The organism is Streptomyces celluloflavus (assembly GCA_000720995.1).
Classification (GTDB): domain Bacteria; phylum Actinomycetota; class Actinomycetes; order Streptomycetales; family Streptomycetaceae; genus Streptomyces; species Streptomyces celluloflavus.
Window position 1 is genome coordinate 222785 of the sequence record JOEL01000015.1, and the last position, 15157, is coordinate 237941.

Genomic DNA, 15157 nt, shown 5'->3' on the forward strand with positions numbered 1-15157 from the left:
CGTGCCGGGCCCGGTCGGTGCTCGTGGGTGACGTCAGCGCACGTCGCCCATCAGCCCCACGATCTTCCGGCGGTTCAGCCAGATCGCCAGGCCGGCGAGTACGGCCAGTCCGGCCTCCGCCGCCAGGACTCCCACCCCGCTGAGATCGGCACCGGCGATGGAGAGCATGCTGACGACGCAGTCTCCGGCGGTGACGGCGAGGAACCAGACACCCAGCATCTGGCTGGCGTACTTCTGCGGGGCCAGCTTGGTGGTCACCGAGAGGCCGACGGGGGAGAGGCACAGCTCACCCATGGTCTGGATCATGTAGACGCTGATCAGCCACATCGGGCTGACCTTCGTACCGTCCCCCGACATCTGCATCGGCACGATGAAGACGAAGTACGAGGCGCCGATCAGCAGCATCGCCGTCGCGAACTTCACCGTGGTGCTGGGCTCCTTGGCGCGCCTGGCCAGTGCCATCCACATCCAGGCGAAGACCGGGGCCAGCGCCATCACCCACAGCGGGTTCACGGACTGGAACCAGGTGGAGGGGAAGCTCAGGCCGAAGACCGTGTCCGCGGTGTTCTTCTCGGCGAAGCCGTTCAGCGTCGAACCGGCCTGGTCGAAGATCATCCAGAAGGCGGCGGCGGCCACGAAGAACCAGATGTAGCCACTGACCTTGGTCTGCTCGTGCTCGCTGAGGTCCTTGTCCCGCTTGATACGGGTCAGCACGGTGATCGGGATGATCAGGCCCAGCAGGGTGATCGGGATGAGCGCCCAGTTCAGGGTGAAGTGCCCGGTGGCGACGACCACGCCGTAGAAGATCGCGGCGATGGCGGCCCACATCAGGCCCTTGCGCAGCCAGGAGGCGCGCTCCGCGGCCTCCAGCGGGGTGGGGACCACGCTGCTGCGCGGGCTGAGGTGGCGGGTGCCGATCAGGAACTGCACCAGGCCCAGGCCCATACCGACGGCCGCGACGGCGAAGCCGAGGTGCCAGTTGACCTGCTGTCCGATGGTGCCGATCACCAGCGGTGCGGCGAAGCCACCGATGTTGATGCCCATGTAGAAGATCGTGAAGCCGCCGTCCCGGCGCGGGTCGGCGGGACCGTCGTAGAGGTGGCCGACCATCGTCGAGATATTGGACTTGAGCAGGCCGGAACCGAGCGCGACGAGCACCAGACCGACGAAGAACATCGCCTGGCCCGGCACGGCCAGCGTCAGATGACCGAGCATGATGATGCTCGCGGCGATGGCGACCGTCTTGCGCGGTCCCCAGACCCGGTCGCCGAACCAGCCGCCGGGCATGGCGAGCAGGTAGACCATGGCCATGTACACGGCGTAGATCGCCGACGCGGTGGCCATCGTCATGGCGAGCCCGCCGCCCTGCGCACCGGGCTTGGCGTCGCCGCCGCCGGAGATCAGGTAGAGCACGAGCAGGGCCCGCATGCCGTAGAAGCTGAAGCGCTCCCACATCTCGGTCATGAAGAGAGTGGCCAGTCCGCGGGGGTGGCCGAAGAAGGTCTTGCCGCCGTTCGCAGGGTCTCCCTGCCGGGCCGCGTCCTTCGTCAGGCTGGACGCCATGGTGGTTCCTTGGTCTGCTCGGGACGCGCCGATGAGGCACTGCGCGCCCGCGTCGGGGGTGACCGGCACCTGCGTAGACCTGCCCGCCCCCACGTCCCGGGGGCCGACACCACACGAGGAGGAATCGGCTGGACAGTCCTGCACCGGGACCCGCGCCCTCCCCCGTGCTCTCGCGCGGCGGACCCGGTCGACAGGTCGGTCACTGTGTGTCAAGACTGGCGGTCCCAGTCCTGCACGCAACAGGGACCGATGACGCCAGTTGTGGGGTCATTGGTCCCAGAGGTTATGCGATGGACGTTTACCCACCATACGTGCGGTTCGCGCACCGGCGCGCCACCTGAGACAACGCTCACACCGATGTGGGGCAACCCTCCGCGGGGGTCCGTGGTTGACGGCCGCCGGCTTCGCGCACCTGCCCGGTTGTCGCCCGTCTGTGCAGGTCCGCCACTTGGCCCCGGCCCGGCGGACTACCATCGGGCCATGACCCGTGTACTGCTCGCCGAGGATGACGCGTCCATCTCGGAGCCGCTCGCCCGCGCACTGCGCCGCGAGGGTTACGAAGTCGAGGTGCGCGAGGACGGCCCCACGGCGCTCGACGCCGGCCTCCAGGGCAATATCGATCTGGTCGTCCTGGACCTGGGACTGCCCGGTATGGACGGCCTGGAGGTCGCCCGCCGGCTGCGTAACGAGGGCCACTCCTTCCCCATTCTGGTGCTGACCGCCCGCGCCGACGAGGTCGACACCGTCGTCGGCCTGGACGCCGGCGCCGACGACTACGTGACCAAGCCCTTCCGGCTCGCCGAACTCCTGGCCCGGGTACGGGCGCTGCTGCGCCGCGGCTCCACCGCCGAGCCCCAGCAGCCGCCCGCCACCCACGGCGTACGGATCGACGTCGAGTCGCACCGCGCGTGGATGGGCGAGGAGGAACTCCAGCTGACGGCGAAGGAGTTCGACCTGCTGCGGGTCCTGGTGCGGGACGCCGGCCGGGTCGTCACCCGCGACCAGCTGATGCGCGAGGTCTGGGACACCACCTGGTGGTCGTCCACGAAGACGCTCGACATGCATATCTCCTGGCTCCGCAAGAAGCTCGGCGACGACGCCGCCAACCCCCGCTACATCGCCACCGTCCGCGGTGTCGGCTTCCGCTTCGAGAAGAGCTGAGGCCCGCTCCGGGGCGGGCCGGGCCCGGACACCGGGCGGGCAGCACCGAACGATCCACCGAATTCCTGCCCGGAGGACACCGTGCGCCGCCGTCTGATCAACTCCACGCTCGCCGTGGTGCTCGTGGTGATCGCCGTCTTCGGTGTCTCGCTGGTGATCGTCGAGACCCGCACGATCCAGGAGGGCGCCCAGGAGAGCGTGGCGTCCGAGGCGGTCCGGCTGGTGGGGATCGTGGAGAGCCGGCTGGGCAGCGGGGAGAAGATCACCCCGGAGATCCTCTCCGAGCAGATCACCTCCACGCGGTACGCCCGGATCAAGGTGCCCGGCAAGCCGACGATCGAGATCGGGCACCGTCCGGTGGGCGAGGTCATCGAGTCGAAGGTCGACGGCGACCGGGGCGAGTCCGTCACCGTCCAGGAGTCCCGCTCCACGATCAGCGAGGAGATCGGCCGGACGCTGCTGGTCATCCTGGCCGTCGCACTGCTGGCGATCATCGCCGCCGTCATCCTGGCCATCCGCCAGGCCCGCCGGCTGACCGCGCCGCTCACCGACCTCGCGGAGACCGCCGAGCGGCTCGGCTCCGGTGACCCGCGCCCGCGCCACCGCCGCTACGGCGTCCAGGAGCTGGACCGGGTCGCCGATGTCCTGGACGCCAGCGCCGAGCGGATCGCCCGGATGCTCACCGCCGAGCGCCGGCTGGCCGCGGACGCCTCCCACCAGCTGCGGACGCCGCTGACCGCGCTGTCCATGCGGCTGGAGGAGATCACCCTCACCGACGATCCGGACACCGTGAAGGAAGAGGCGACCATCGCGCTCGGGCAGGTGGAGCGGCTGACCGACGTCGTCCAGCGGCTGCTGACCAACTCGCGCGATCCGCGCAGCGGCTCCGCGGTCGCCTTCGACCTGGACGAGGTGGTCAAGCAGCAGGTCGAGGAGTGGCGCCCGGCCTACCGCAGCGCCGGGCGGGCCATCGTGCGCTCCGGCAAGAAGGGGCTGCGGGCCGTCGGCACCCCGGGCGCGGTCGCCCAGGTGCTCGCCACCCTCATCGAGAACTCGCTGATGCACGGGGACGGGACGGTCGCGCTGCGCACCCGCGTCACCGGCAACCAGGCGGTGGTCGAGGTCACCGACGCCGGGCCGGGTGTGCCGCCGGACCTCGGCTCACGGGTCTTCGAGCGGACGGTCTCCGGCCGCAACTCCACCGGCCTGGGCCTGGCCGTCGCCCGCGATCTGGCGGAGGCTGACGGCGGCCGGCTGGAACTGCTCCAGCAGCATCCGCCGGTCTTCGCGCTCTTCCTGGCCCGGGAGGCCGAGCCGAGCGAGGTGTGAGGCGTACGGCGTACCGCGCGGGGCCGTACGCGGCGGGGTCCGTTCGCGGGCGGAGCGCGGCGCGTACGCCCGGCCGGAGCGCCCCGGCGGCTACTTGCGGGAGGCGCTGCGCGGGCGCACGGCGCCGTCGGCCAGGAAGGACTCGGCGGTCTCCACGGCCTCGCGCGCGGGCAGCGCCCGGAAGACCCAGGTGCGGTAGGACCAGAAGCGGAAGAGCGTGGCGATGCCGATGCCCAGGAACTTGAAGATGTTGCTCTGGAGCGGGCTGTCCCACCCGAAGCCGTACGTCGCGGCGTAGAGCACACCGTTCTCGATCACCAGGCCGACCACGCTGAACAGCAGGAAGAGCGTGAGTTCCTTGGTGCGGCCCTGCTTGTCGCGGTCGCGGTAGGCGAAGTAGCGGTAGCCGACGTAGTTGGTGCCGGTCGCCACGACCGTGGCCACGATGCTGGCCCGCACGACGGGCACCTCGGTCAGATGCCGCACCAGGTTGAAGACCGCGAAGTTCACCACCACACCGGCGCCGCCGACGGCGCCGAACTTCACCACTTCCCGGGTGAGCGCCGCCAGCTTCGACCGCAGCGCGCTCGGTTCACTCATGGCGATGGTCCAGCTCCCCGTCGTGGGTATATGTCCGCGGACCGTCAACCCTGGACCGCTGCCTCATGCTAACCAGCGCCGGAGGGCGCCGCCCGCCACCCGGGAATCCCGCACCGGAGCGGCCGCTCGCCGTGGTCAGCCGACGGTGACGCGGAAGTTCAGGCTCCGGGCGCCCTCGTCGGCGTCGGGGGTGCCGCAGCGCCGGCAGCGCAGCAACCGCAGGTCCGTACGGCCCGGGTGGACCGCCGTGAAGTCCAGATAGCGGGAGCCGCCCGCGCCGGACGGCGGCGGGTCGTCCGCGTCGAAATGGCCGCCGGTGGCCTGCAGAACGGCCGGATCGGGGCGCGGTTCGGCGATCACCCAGTGCCCGCCGTCGGCGGGGTCGTCCGCGAGCCGTACCGAGAAGTGCTCACCGGCGGTCACCGCGATCTCGGTGTCGCCCTCGGCGAAGACCTCCGGTCCGGACAGCTGGCCGATCACCGAGTAGACCGCGATCAGCAGTGCGGCGATCGCGACGACGATCGCCAGGAGTCTGGATTTCTTCGGTATGCCGCTGCTCTCCATCCGGCTTCCCTCTCCGCCGCGCGGGGCGGCCGGGCTCCTCCGCCCGGTCCGGGCCTCACGGCTTCTGATGGTCATTTCTCGACGATCTTCGAACGTGCGGACTCGGAGGATCCTCCAAGCCGGGGTCGGGGCCGCGCAGCCGTGCGGATACCCTGGGGGCGTGACGTTCCCGGTAGTCGGCATGGTCGGCGGCGGTCAGCTCGCCCGTATGACCCACGAGGCGGGTATCCCCCTCGGCATCAAGTTCAAGCTCCTCAGCGACACTCCGCAGGACTCGGCGGCCCAGGTGGTGAGCGAGGTCGTCATCGGCGACTACCGCGACCTGGACACGCTGCGCGCCTTCGCCCGTGGCTGCGATGTGATCACCTTCGATCACGAGCACGTTCCCACCGAGCACCTGCGGGCGCTGGAGGCCGACGGAATCCCCGTCCGGCCCGGCCCCGCGGCGCTGGTGCACGCCCAGGACAAGGGGGTGATGCGGGCGAAGCTGGACGCGATCGGCGCGCCCTGCCCACGGCACCGCATCGTCACCGATCCCGCCGATGTCGCGCGCTTCGCGGCCGGGCTCGCCGGGAGTGCGGCGGGCCCCGACGCGGGGCAGTGGCCGGACGACGGCGCGGGCGGCGGCCTCCCGGTGGTCCTCAAGACCGTCCGCGGCGGCTACGACGGCAAGGGCGTCTGGCTCGTGCGATCCTCCAAGGAGGCGGCCGAGCCGTTCCGCGCCGGAGTGCCCGTCCTGGCGGAGGAGAAGGTCCCCTTCGTCCGCGAACTGGCCGCCAATGTCGTCCGCTCGCCGCACGGCCAGGCCGTCGCGTACCCGGTCGTGGAATCCGTTCAGGTCAACGGCGTCTGCGACACCGTGATCGCCCCGGCGCCCGGCCTGTCCGCCGAGCTCGCCGCGCGGGCCCAGCAGCTCGCCCTGCGGATCGCGGACGAGCTGGACGTCGTCGGCCACCTCGCGGTCGAGTTGTTCGAGATCCGGGACGCCGCGGGTGAGCCCGCCATCCTCGTCAACGAACTCGCGATGCGACCGCACAATTCCGGCCACTGGACCCAGGACGGCGCGATCACCTCGCAGTTCGCCAACCACGTCCGCGCCGTACTCGACCTTCCGCTCGGCGATCCGCGCCCGCGCGCCACCTGGACGGTGATGGCCAACGTCCTCGGCGGTGATTACCCGGACATGTATGCGGCTTACCTCCATTGCATGGCACGTGATCCGCAGTTGAAGATTCACATGTACGGAAAGGACGTGAAGCCCGGCCGCAAGGTCGGACACGTCAACACCTACGGCGACGACCTGGCCGACGTGCGCGAGCGCGCCGCGCACGCCGCCGGCTATCTGCGAGGAACGATCACCGAATGACTTCAGGCTCCGGCACCCCCCTCGGCGGCCCGCTCGTCGGCATCGTCATGGGCTCCGACTCCGACTGGCCCGTCATGGAGGCCGCCGCCCAGGCCCTCGACGAGTTCGAGATCCCCTACGAGGTCGATGTCGTCTCCGCCCACCGCATGCCGCACGAAATGATCGCGTACGGCGAGCGGGCCGCCGAGCGCGGCCTCAAGACGATCATCGCGGGCGCCGGCGGAGCCGCCCATCTGCCCGGCATGCTCGCCTCCGTGACCCCGCTGCCGGTCATCGGCGTCCCGGTCCCGCTGAAGTACCTCGACGGGATGGACTCGCTGCTGTCCATCGTGCAGATGCCGGCCGGGGTGCCGGTCGCCACCGTCTCGGTCGGCGGGGCCCGTAACGCCGGTCTGCTCGCCGCCCGCATCCTCGCCGCGCACGATCCCGAACTCCTGGGCAGGATGCGGGAGTTCCAGCAGGATCTGAACGACCAGGCCACCGAGAAGGGCAAGCGGCTGCGCAACAAGGTCGCCGCCCCGGCCGGCTTCGGCTTCGGGGGCAAGCGATGACCGCCACCACGCCGGACCCCCGGGTCGCCGGGATCCTCGCCGAGTTCCCCGTCGTCGACGGCCACAACGACCTGCCCTGGGCGCTGCGCGAGCAGGTCCGCTACGACCTCGACCAGCGCGATATCGCCGGCGACCAGTCCGCACACCTGCACACCGACCTGCCGCGGCTGCGAGCCGGCGGCGTCGGCGCGCAGTTCTGGTCGGTCTACGTACGCTCCGACTACGCGGGCGACGACGCGGTCAGCGCCACCCTCGAACAGATCGACGTGGTGCGCCAGCTGGCCGCCCGCTACCCGGACGAGCTGCGCCTGGCGTACACCGCCGACGACATGGAGGCCGCCCGCGCGGCCGGTGTCATCGCCTCCCTGATGGGCGCCGAGGGCGGCCACTCCATCAACAACTCGCTCGCCACGCTGCGCACGCTGCACCAGCTGGGCGTCCGCTATCTGACGCTCACCCACAACGACTCGCTGGCCTGGGCGGACTCGGCGACCGACGAACCGCGGGCGGGCGGCCTGAGCGCCTTCGGCGAGGAGGTCGTCCGGGAGATGAACCGCGTCGGCATGCTCGTCGACCTCTCGCACGTCGCCGCCGAGACGATGCGCGACGCGCTGCGCGTCAGCCGGGCGCCGGTGATCTTCTCGCACTCCTCCGCCCGCGCGGTCTGCGGCCATCCGCGCAACATCCCCGACGACGTACTGGCCCAGCTGCCCGCCAACGGCGGGATCGCGATGGCCACCTTCGTCCCGAAGTTCGTGCTCCCCGAGGTCGGCGAGTGGATCCTCGGCGCGGACGAGAACATGCGGGCGCACGGTTTCCACCACCTGGACACCACCCCCGAGGCCATGCGGGTACACCGGGCCTACCAGGACGGGCACCCGATGCCGCAGGCCACCGCCGCGCACGTCGCCGATCACCTGGACCATATGCGGGAGGTCGCCGGTATCGACCATCTCGGCCTCGGCGGCGACTACGACGGCACCCCCTTCACCCCGACCGACCTGGCCGACGTCGCGGGCTACCCCAACCTCCTCGGCGAGCTGCTCGACCGCAACTGGTCACCGGCCGACCTCGCCAAGCTCACCTGGCAGAACGCGGTCCGCACCCTGCGCGCCGCCGAGGACGTCGCCCGCGAGGAGCAGACCCGCCGCGGTCCGTCCCACGCGACGATCGAGCAACTGGACGGCTGACACCGGCGCCCCGGGCCCGCCGACGGGGCCGCTGCCCGACCGGCGGGCCCGGGGCCGCCGTATCGCCGGTCCGCCGGACGGTGGCGATTGCAACTACCGTGCGGCTGCCCTACGAGCCCTTCGACGGACCGGCCGCCCCGCCGGCGGAGCGCCCCTGCGGAGAGCGGACGCCGACGAGCACGCGGGGCGGGGCACCGGTGCGCTCGCCGGTGCCCCGCCCCGTACGCCGGTTCACGCCTGCGGGCGCCCCAGCGCGCGGTAGGTCCAGCCGGCCTCGCGCCACAGCTCCGGGTCGAGGGCGTTGCGGCCGTCCAGGATGCGGCGCTCGGAGACGACCGCGCCGAGGGCGGCCGGGTCCAGCTCGCGGAACTCCCGCCACTCCGTCAGATGCAGCACCGCGTCCGCGCCGCGCGCCGCCTCCAGCGCGCTGTCCGCGTAATCGAGGGTCGGGAAGACCCGGCGGGCGTTCTCCATGCCCTTGGGGTCGTAGACGGTGACCTGCCCGCCCTGGAGGTGGATCTGGCCCGCGACATTGAGCGCGGGGGAGTCGCGTACGTCGTCGGAGTCCGGCTTGAACGTTGCGCCGAGGACGGCGACCCGCTTGCCGAGGAAGCTGCCGCCCACCGCGTCACGGGTCAGCTCGACCATGTGGCCGCGGCGCCGCATGTTGATCGAGTCGACCTCGCGCAGGAACGTCAGCGCCTGGTCGGCGCCCAGCTCACCCGCGCGGGCCATGAACGCCCGGATGTCCTTGGGCAGACAGCCGCCGCCGAAGCCGACACCGGCCCGCAGGAACTTCCTGCCGATCCGCTCGTCGTGGCCGATGGCCTCGGCCAGCTTCACCACATCGCCGTCGGCCGCCTCGCACACCTCCGCCATCGCGTTGATGAAGGAGATCTTCGTCGCCAGGAAGGAGTTGGCCGCGGTCTTCACCAGCTCGGCCGTCGGGTAGTCCATGACGATGAACGGCGACCCCGCGCCGACCGGCTTCGCGTACACCTCGCGCAGCAGGCGCTCGGCCCGCTCACTGGCGACGCCGACGACGATCCGGTCGGGGTGCAGGGTGTCCTGGACGGCGAACCCCTCGCGCAGGAACTCCGGGTTCCAGGCGAGTTCGGCCTCCGCGCCCGCCGGGGCCAGTTCCGCCAGCCGCGCGGCGAGCCGGACCGCGCTGCCCACCGGCACCGTCGACTTGCCGACGACGAGGGCGGGCCGGGTCAGATGCGGCGCCAGCGCGTCGAAGGCGGCGTCCACATGCGACATGTCGCAGGCGTACTCACCGTGCTTCTGCGGGGTGTTGACGCAGACGAAGTGCACATCGCCGAACTCCCCGGCCTCCTCGTAGGAGGTGGTGAAGCGGAGCCGGCCGCTGGAGCCCTCGATACCGGCGACATGGCGGCGCAGCAGCTCCGTCAGCCCCGGCTCGTACATCGGGACCTCACCGCGCCCCAGCATCTCGATCTTCTCCGGGACCACGTCCAGCCCCAGTACCTCGAAGCCGAGCTCGGCCATGGCCGCGGCATGGGTGGCGCCGAGGTAGCCGGTGCCGATCACGGTGATCTTGAGGGCCATGGGTGCTCCAGACGCGTACGGGGAAACGGCGCTGACCGAGCATAGTCGGGCCCGGGGAGGGAGATCCGGCCACCGGCCCCGGCCGCTCACCGGGAGCTGTCGGCAACCTCACGTATCCCGATGCGGCACCGGCGCCTAGAATCCGCATACATACCGGGTTACTTAACGGTAGTTAGCACTGGCAGAAGCTCTCAGGGGAGTGAGAAACCTTGGCGGGAACCGCTGATTTCGATCTGTACCGGCCGTCCGAGGAGCACGACATGCTCCGCGAATCGGTGCGTGCGCTCGCCGAGGCGAAGATCGCGCCGTTCGCCGCCGCGGTGGACGAGGAAGCGCGCTTCCCGCAGGAGGCGCTCGACGCGCTGGTCGCCAACGACCTGCACGCCGTGCACGTACCGGAGGCGTACGGCGGCGCCGGCGCGGACGCGCTGGCCACCGTCATCGTCATCGAGGAGGTCGCCCGGGTCTGCGCCTCCTCCTCCCTCATCCCGGCGGTCAACAAGCTCGGCTCGCTCCCGGTGATCCTCTCCGGCTCCGAGGAGCTGAAGAAGGCGTACCTCGGCCCGCTCGCCAAGGGCGACGCGATGTTCTCGTACTGCCTGAGCGAGCCGGACGCCGGCTCCGACGCGGCCGGTATGAAGACCCGGGCCGTCCGCGACGGCGACCACTACGTCCTCAACGGCGTCAAGCGCTGGATCACCAACGCGGGCGTCTCCGAGTACTACACGGTGATGGCCGTCACCGACCCCGAGAAGCGCTCCAAGGGCATCTCGGCCTTCGTCGTCGAGAAGGGCGACGAGGGCGTCTCCTTCGGCGCCCCGGAGAAGAAGCTCGGCATCAAGGGCTCACCGACCCGCGAGGTCTACCTCGACAACGTCCGGATCCCCGCCGACCGCCTGATCGGCGCCGAGGGCACCGGCTTCGCCACCGCGATGAAGACCCTGGACCACACCCGCATCACCATCGCGGCCCAGGCGCTCGGCATCGCCCAGGGCGCCCTGGACTACGCCAAGGGGTACGTCCAGGAGCGCAAGCAGTTCGGCAAGCCGATCGGCGACTTCCAGGGCGTCCAGTTCATGCTCGCCGACATGGCCATGAAGGTGGAGGCCGCCCGCCAGCTCACCTACGCCGCCGCCGCCAAATCCGAACGGATCTCCGCCGGCGGCAAGCCCGAGGACCTCACCTTCTTCGGCGCCGCCGCCAAGTGCTACGCCTCCGACGCCGCCATGGAAATCACCACGGACGCCGTCCAACTGCTCGGCGGCTACGGCTACACCCGCGACTACCCGGTCGAGCGGATGATGCGCGACGCCAAGATCACGCAGATTTACGAAGGTACGAATCAGGTCCAGCGGATCGTGATGGCGAGGAACCTGCCGTAGGGGACGGGGCGACCTGTACGGACGACACGGCCCCCGGCGTGCTGCCGGGGGCCGTTCGTGTGGGCTCCGGCGGGCCGTTTCCGGGCGCCCCGCCCGCTGTGGCGGGTCGGTCCAGGACGCTGTCCGGATCACCCAGGGGGCGTTCATCCATTGGCGGCGACTGTTGGCGGCGACGCTTCAGACGAGGCTGACTCCGGCCTGGGCCTTGATGGTGTCCACGGCCTCTTCGGTGAGCCATCGGAGGGGGACCACGGTCCACTTGTCGCCCTTGCGCATGACCACGGCGTCCCCGTCCCTGGTACGTCCGACGTGGATGAAACCGTGGTCACGCCGAAGGTCTTTCGCCAGGTCCTCACCGTGGAGCACGGACGTTATTTCCCTTCGCGGTCCTCGTTCGCTTGCATGCTCTGACTCAGGACACCACCGCGCGGGCGATCAGAGTCCCAATGTGATCTTGTTCTGGAGCGTCCAAGACCTGCACGTCCGCTCCCTTGAACCCTGCCTTGAGCAGGAGACTTTCCCACTTCCGGGGCATGTAGCTGTACCGGTACGAGTACATGGCCCTGCCTGCAAAGCCGCCCTTGTACATGCCTTGCGGTCCGTACGCGCCAGGAATGGCCGGCGGTTGGGAGAAGGCCAGCACACCGCCGGGGTTCAGCCGCTCAGCAATCAAAGGAAATAGCTTGGCCGGGTCGGTGAACCACACAGCACCGAAGATCGAGTACACGGCGTCGTAGGTTTCCTTCGTGCTGCTCAAGTGGTCCAGCACTTCAGCGCAGATGAACCGTGTCCCCAACGGGCCCCACCGTTCAGTGGTGTTGGCCACCATGACGGGGGAGAGGTCCACCCCGGTTGCCTTCACTCCCCGTTGTGTGAGGTAGGCGAGCGCCCGCCCCGTACCGCAACCGATCTCCAGGACGGATTCCGGGTCTCCCAGGAGTTCGGGGCCAGGGCCGTGTCCGGCGTACTGCGTCCAACAGAACACAGGGTCGGCGTCGAGCACCTTGTCCTTGGTGCTCTCCGCGAAGGTGTCCCAGAGTTCGCGTTCGGAGTCGATGTTGTGCTGTGCCGGCAACTGTCGTCCTCGGTCTCACGGTTGGATTGGTGCCCCTGCCCCAGGAGAGGGGCAGGGGCACCCGTACAGGGCGCTGCTAGTGGCTGTCGGGCACCTTGTTGTCGCACGGCGAGCACTCCGCCGCGTCCATGGCCCACAGTTCATCGTCCACGGCGAATCCGTTGTCCCGCAGGATCTCCGCCGTACGCATCACAGTGCCGTCGCAGCGCCGTTCGATCAGCGGTGCGTGGTGCTTGTACTGGCCGCCGTTGTACTCGTCGCACAGCGCGAAGTACAACGGGGTGTCCAGGATCAGGGCGTGCACGGCGACGTCCACCGTGTAGCCGACGCCCATGTCCACGCCCTTCCGCTCCATGGCGGTGATCGTGTACGCGATGGCCTGGCCCAGAAGCCGCTCAGCGGTGTCACGGGTCATGACGCTGTTGTCGCGCAGCAGGAGAGCGATTTCTCGGTCCCACAGCGTCGGCTCGGTGCCGGTGATCAGGTGGGGTACTCGATGGGCCAGTGCGTTGAGGAGGATCTGCGGGTCACGGGTGCGGGTCTGAACGGCTGTGCTCATCGTGCGTACCTCCAGGGAGAAGGGTTGCGTGGAGCCTGCGGATTGGCCAGTTGCGCTCAGACACCGTCCCGGGTGTGGTGCCCGCTCTCGGGGGCACACGGATTGTCCGCGTGAATGGGGCAGTGGCACAGCGGGAATCGGTTCGAGGCCGAGGGCTCAGAAGAGGGTGTCACCTCGTGCTTTGGTACCCGCTCCGTGATGCCGTCCCTCGTCACTCGATAGACCGCGATGGTCATCGCCATGCTCGCCTCCGGCTGTCAACTGGCTGTGCCAAGGAAGCTACGGAGACGGGAAGTTGCCGGTCCATGAACTTGCACGAGCTTGCACGTCAATTCGCTTGGCTCATTGCGGTATTGACGCCATCTCTCCACTTCAAGAGGCTGGTGCAAGCCCGAGCAAGTACCTAGACCAGGGAGCCTGCCATGGCCGTAGAGTTCATTGGGATCGATCCCAACACCGACCGGGACCACTGCCCCACCGTGTGGGCGGACGCGGAAGCTCAGGAGATCTTGTTGCAGGGGTGGAAGCCGAACCCCGAGACTCAGGCGGAGTGTGAGGGAACCAGCCCCGCGAATGGCTCGGTGCCTGACAGTGAGGCCATCGTCAGGATTCCGGCCCGGATGGTTCCGATGATCAGGGAGGCGTGTGATGCCGTCGAGCGTGCCCAGCTTCGCTGAGCTGCTTGGCCAGTGCGAGCGGTCCGCCGTTCACCTGGAACTGCGGGACTCCTACGCCCCGACGGACCGGTTCGAGGCGTGGAAGCTGGGCGAGCGGATTGATTGGGAGGACCGCGCATCCTGGTGGCACTCCTACGACCAGTTGATCACAGACACCGTGGCCCGGGGCGTGGCGATTCGCCGGGCCCGGGTGGTCTCCGAGCCTGTATCGGACTACATCCGCTGGGAGCACTACGTCACCCGCGCCAACGTCACGGCGGGCGAGGAAGTGCGGTGGTTGCCACGGCGGCAGGCTACGAGTGTCGCCCTGCCGGGCAATGACTTCTGGCTCTTCGATGGCACCCTGCTCCGAGTGCACCACTTCTCAGGTGATGGAGTGGTGGTGGAGGACGAGATCACGGCGGACCCGGAAGCCGTGAAGCTGTGCTCCGCCGCCTTCGAAGCAGTCTGGGAGCGAGCGATCCCGCACCACCAGTACGAGGTCTGACGAAAGCCAGCTCCATGCCCCCACACCTCTCTTCACGCGTCCAGAAGGCCCGCGAGGATCTTGCGGGGCGTCTGCGTGAGATCCGGAAGGACGCGGGGATCAGTGGGCGGGAGCTGGCCGTCAGGTGCGGTTGGTCGGAGTCGAAGTCATCCCGGATCGAGAACGCCAAGACGCCTCCCTCTGACGCGGACATCCGGGCGTGGTGCCGCGCCTGCGCTGCTGGCGACCAGGCCCCCGACTTGATCGCGGCAAACCGGCAGTCCGCCGATGCGCATGTGCAGTGGAAACGACTCCAGCGGAGCGGCCTTCGGCGCCTGCAAGAATCCGCTGGGGATCTCTACCAACAAACTAAGACCTTCCGGGTCTACGTCTCTGACGTGATCCCCGGCTTCCTCCAGACACCCGGATACGCCGCTGCACTGCTGTCCTCCATCGCGGATTTCCGGGGAACTCCGGATGATGTGAGCGATGCCGTGGCGGCCCGCATGAGGCGTAACGCGGTGCTGAGCAATGGTGCACACCGTTTCTCGTTCGTGTTGGAGGAGTCGGTGTTGCGTTACCGGCTGTGCAGCGCCGAAACCATGGCGGCACAGCTCGGCCACTTGCTCGGGGTCATGGACCTTCAGAACGTCGCCGTGGGCATCGTCCCGTTCTCGACACAACGGACCGTGTGGCCCATGCCAACCTTCACGATCTTCGATGACGGTCGGGTGCACGCGGACACGTTGGATGCTGCTTCCACGCTCACACAGCCCAGTCAGGTCGAGCTGTATGCCCGAGCGTTTGAGCGGCTCTCCCAAGGGATCGCACGCGGAGCGGCAGCGCGTTCTCTGATCGCGGATGCCGTGGCGTCCCTGGAGTGACCTGGTGATCATGGGGAAAAGCTGGGGGAGTGCCCCATGAAGGGGCTATTCGTGCAGGTCAGGGTGGTACATGCCGTAAAGCACGCAGATTTATGAAGGTAAAGGTGCCGATGTGGCCGGAGGCAGGGGCATCGAGGACATCGGCCTCGACTTCCGTGAAGCCGGTCCTGGCATCGGGGCACGGCGGTCCGCAGCGATCCTGACCTCCCCGCCTCACA

16 protein-coding genes are annotated in these 15157 nt (G+C 69.4%); 9 read left to right on the forward strand and 7 right to left on the reverse strand.

Going from position 1 to position 15157, the window contains the following annotated elements:
- Positions 1–33: 33 nt before the first annotated feature.
- Positions 34–1563 (reverse strand): peptide MFS transporter, encoded by a 1530-nt coding sequence (locus tag IH09_RS16980; protein WP_052857097.1) that lies wholly within the window; start codon positions 1561–1563, stop codon positions 34–36.
- 480 nt (positions 1564–2043) lie between these two features.
- Here IH09_RS16980 and IH09_RS16985 point away from each other — a divergent pair, with 480 nt between their 5' ends.
- A complete protein-coding gene (locus IH09_RS16985; RefSeq protein ID WP_033266590.1) occupies positions 2044–2724 on the forward strand; it encodes a response regulator transcription factor in 681 nt (226 codons plus the stop codon).
- A gap of 81 nt (positions 2725–2805) precedes the next feature.
- Positions 2806–4053, forward strand: a complete 1248-nt coding sequence (locus tag IH09_RS16990; RefSeq protein ID WP_052857098.1) for an ATP-binding protein — start codon at positions 2806–2808, stop codon at positions 4051–4053.
- A gap of 90 nt (positions 4054–4143) precedes the next feature.
- Here IH09_RS16990 and IH09_RS16995 read toward each other — a convergent pair whose 3' ends face one another.
- Entirely contained in the window at positions 4144–4653 is a 510-nt protein-coding gene (locus tag IH09_RS16995) for a GtrA family protein (protein WP_052857099.1), read from the reverse strand.
- A 135-nt stretch (positions 4654–4788) separates the two neighbouring features.
- The gene (locus tag IH09_RS17000; protein WP_052857100.1) at positions 4789–5217 is read right to left on the reverse strand and encodes a protease inhibitor I42 family protein; all 429 of its coding nucleotides are present in this window, start codon (positions 5215–5217) and stop codon (positions 4789–4791) included.
- 160 nt (positions 5218–5377) lie between these two features.
- On the opposite strand from IH09_RS17000, the gene IH09_RS17005 reads away from it, so the two are divergent.
- From IH09_RS17005 to IH09_RS17015, 3 genes are read left to right on the forward strand one after another with little or no spacing between them, the layout of a single operon-like run.
- Complete coding sequence (locus tag IH09_RS17005) at positions 5378–6583, forward strand: 5-(carboxyamino)imidazole ribonucleotide synthase (RefSeq protein WP_280530323.1); 1206 nt, start codon at positions 5378–5380, stop codon at positions 6581–6583.
- A complete protein-coding gene (gene purE, locus IH09_RS17010; RefSeq protein WP_052857101.1) occupies positions 6580–7134 on the forward strand; it encodes a 5-(carboxyamino)imidazole ribonucleotide mutase in 555 nt (184 codons plus the stop codon). The genes IH09_RS17005 and purE overlap by 4 nt, the downstream gene beginning before the upstream one ends.
- Positions 7131–8324, forward strand: coding sequence for a dipeptidase (locus IH09_RS17015; RefSeq protein WP_052857102.1), 1194 nt, complete (start codon positions 7131–7133; stop codon positions 8322–8324). The genes purE and IH09_RS17015 overlap by 4 nt, the downstream gene beginning before the upstream one ends.
- Before the next feature lie 231 nt (positions 8325–8555).
- Here the strand turns inward: IH09_RS17015 and IH09_RS17020 are convergent, their stop codons facing one another.
- Positions 8556–9896 (reverse strand): UDP-glucose dehydrogenase family protein, encoded by a 1341-nt coding sequence (locus IH09_RS17020; RefSeq protein WP_052857103.1) that lies wholly within the window; start codon positions 9894–9896, stop codon positions 8556–8558.
- Positions 9897–10105: 209 nt separating this feature from the next.
- Between IH09_RS17020 and IH09_RS17025 the strand changes: the two genes are divergently transcribed.
- A complete protein-coding gene (locus IH09_RS17025) occupies positions 10106–11278 on the forward strand; it encodes an acyl-CoA dehydrogenase family protein (RefSeq protein WP_052857104.1) in 1173 nt (390 codons plus the stop codon).
- Positions 11279–11455: 177 nt separating this feature from the next.
- Here the strand turns inward: IH09_RS17025 and IH09_RS17030 are convergent, their stop codons facing one another.
- The 3 genes from IH09_RS17030 to IH09_RS17040 all read right to left on the reverse strand — a co-directional run bounded on the left by IH09_RS17030 (position 11456) and on the right by IH09_RS17040 (position 12912).
- The gene (locus tag IH09_RS17030; RefSeq protein WP_052857105.1) at positions 11456–11644 is read right to left on the reverse strand and encodes a hypothetical protein; all 189 of its coding nucleotides are present in this window, start codon (positions 11642–11644) and stop codon (positions 11456–11458) included.
- Positions 11645–11690: 46 nt separating this feature from the next.
- Positions 11691–12353: a class I SAM-dependent methyltransferase gene (locus tag IH09_RS17035; RefSeq protein WP_052857106.1), complete on the reverse strand. Its 663-nt coding sequence runs from the start codon at positions 12351–12353 to the stop codon at positions 11691–11693.
- Between the two features lie 76 nt (positions 12354–12429).
- Positions 12430–12912, reverse strand: a complete 483-nt coding sequence (locus IH09_RS17040; protein WP_052857107.1) for a hypothetical protein — start codon at positions 12910–12912, stop codon at positions 12430–12432.
- A 422-nt stretch (positions 12913–13334) separates the two neighbouring features.
- Here IH09_RS17040 and IH09_RS17045 point away from each other — a divergent pair, with 422 nt between their 5' ends.
- From IH09_RS17045 to IH09_RS17055, 3 genes are read left to right on the forward strand one after another with little or no spacing between them, the layout of a single operon-like run.
- A complete protein-coding gene (locus IH09_RS17045; RefSeq protein WP_052857108.1) occupies positions 13335–13589 on the forward strand; it encodes a hypothetical protein in 255 nt (84 codons plus the stop codon).
- Positions 13561–14076: a DUF6879 family protein gene (locus IH09_RS17050; protein ID WP_052857109.1), complete on the forward strand. Its 516-nt coding sequence runs from the start codon at positions 13561–13563 to the stop codon at positions 14074–14076. The genes IH09_RS17045 and IH09_RS17050 overlap by 29 nt, the downstream gene beginning before the upstream one ends.
- Before the next feature lie 14 nt (positions 14077–14090).
- Positions 14091–14939, forward strand: a complete 849-nt coding sequence (locus IH09_RS17055) for a helix-turn-helix domain-containing protein (RefSeq protein ID WP_052857110.1) — start codon at positions 14091–14093, stop codon at positions 14937–14939.
- The last annotated feature ends 218 nt before the right edge of the window (positions 14940–15157 follow it).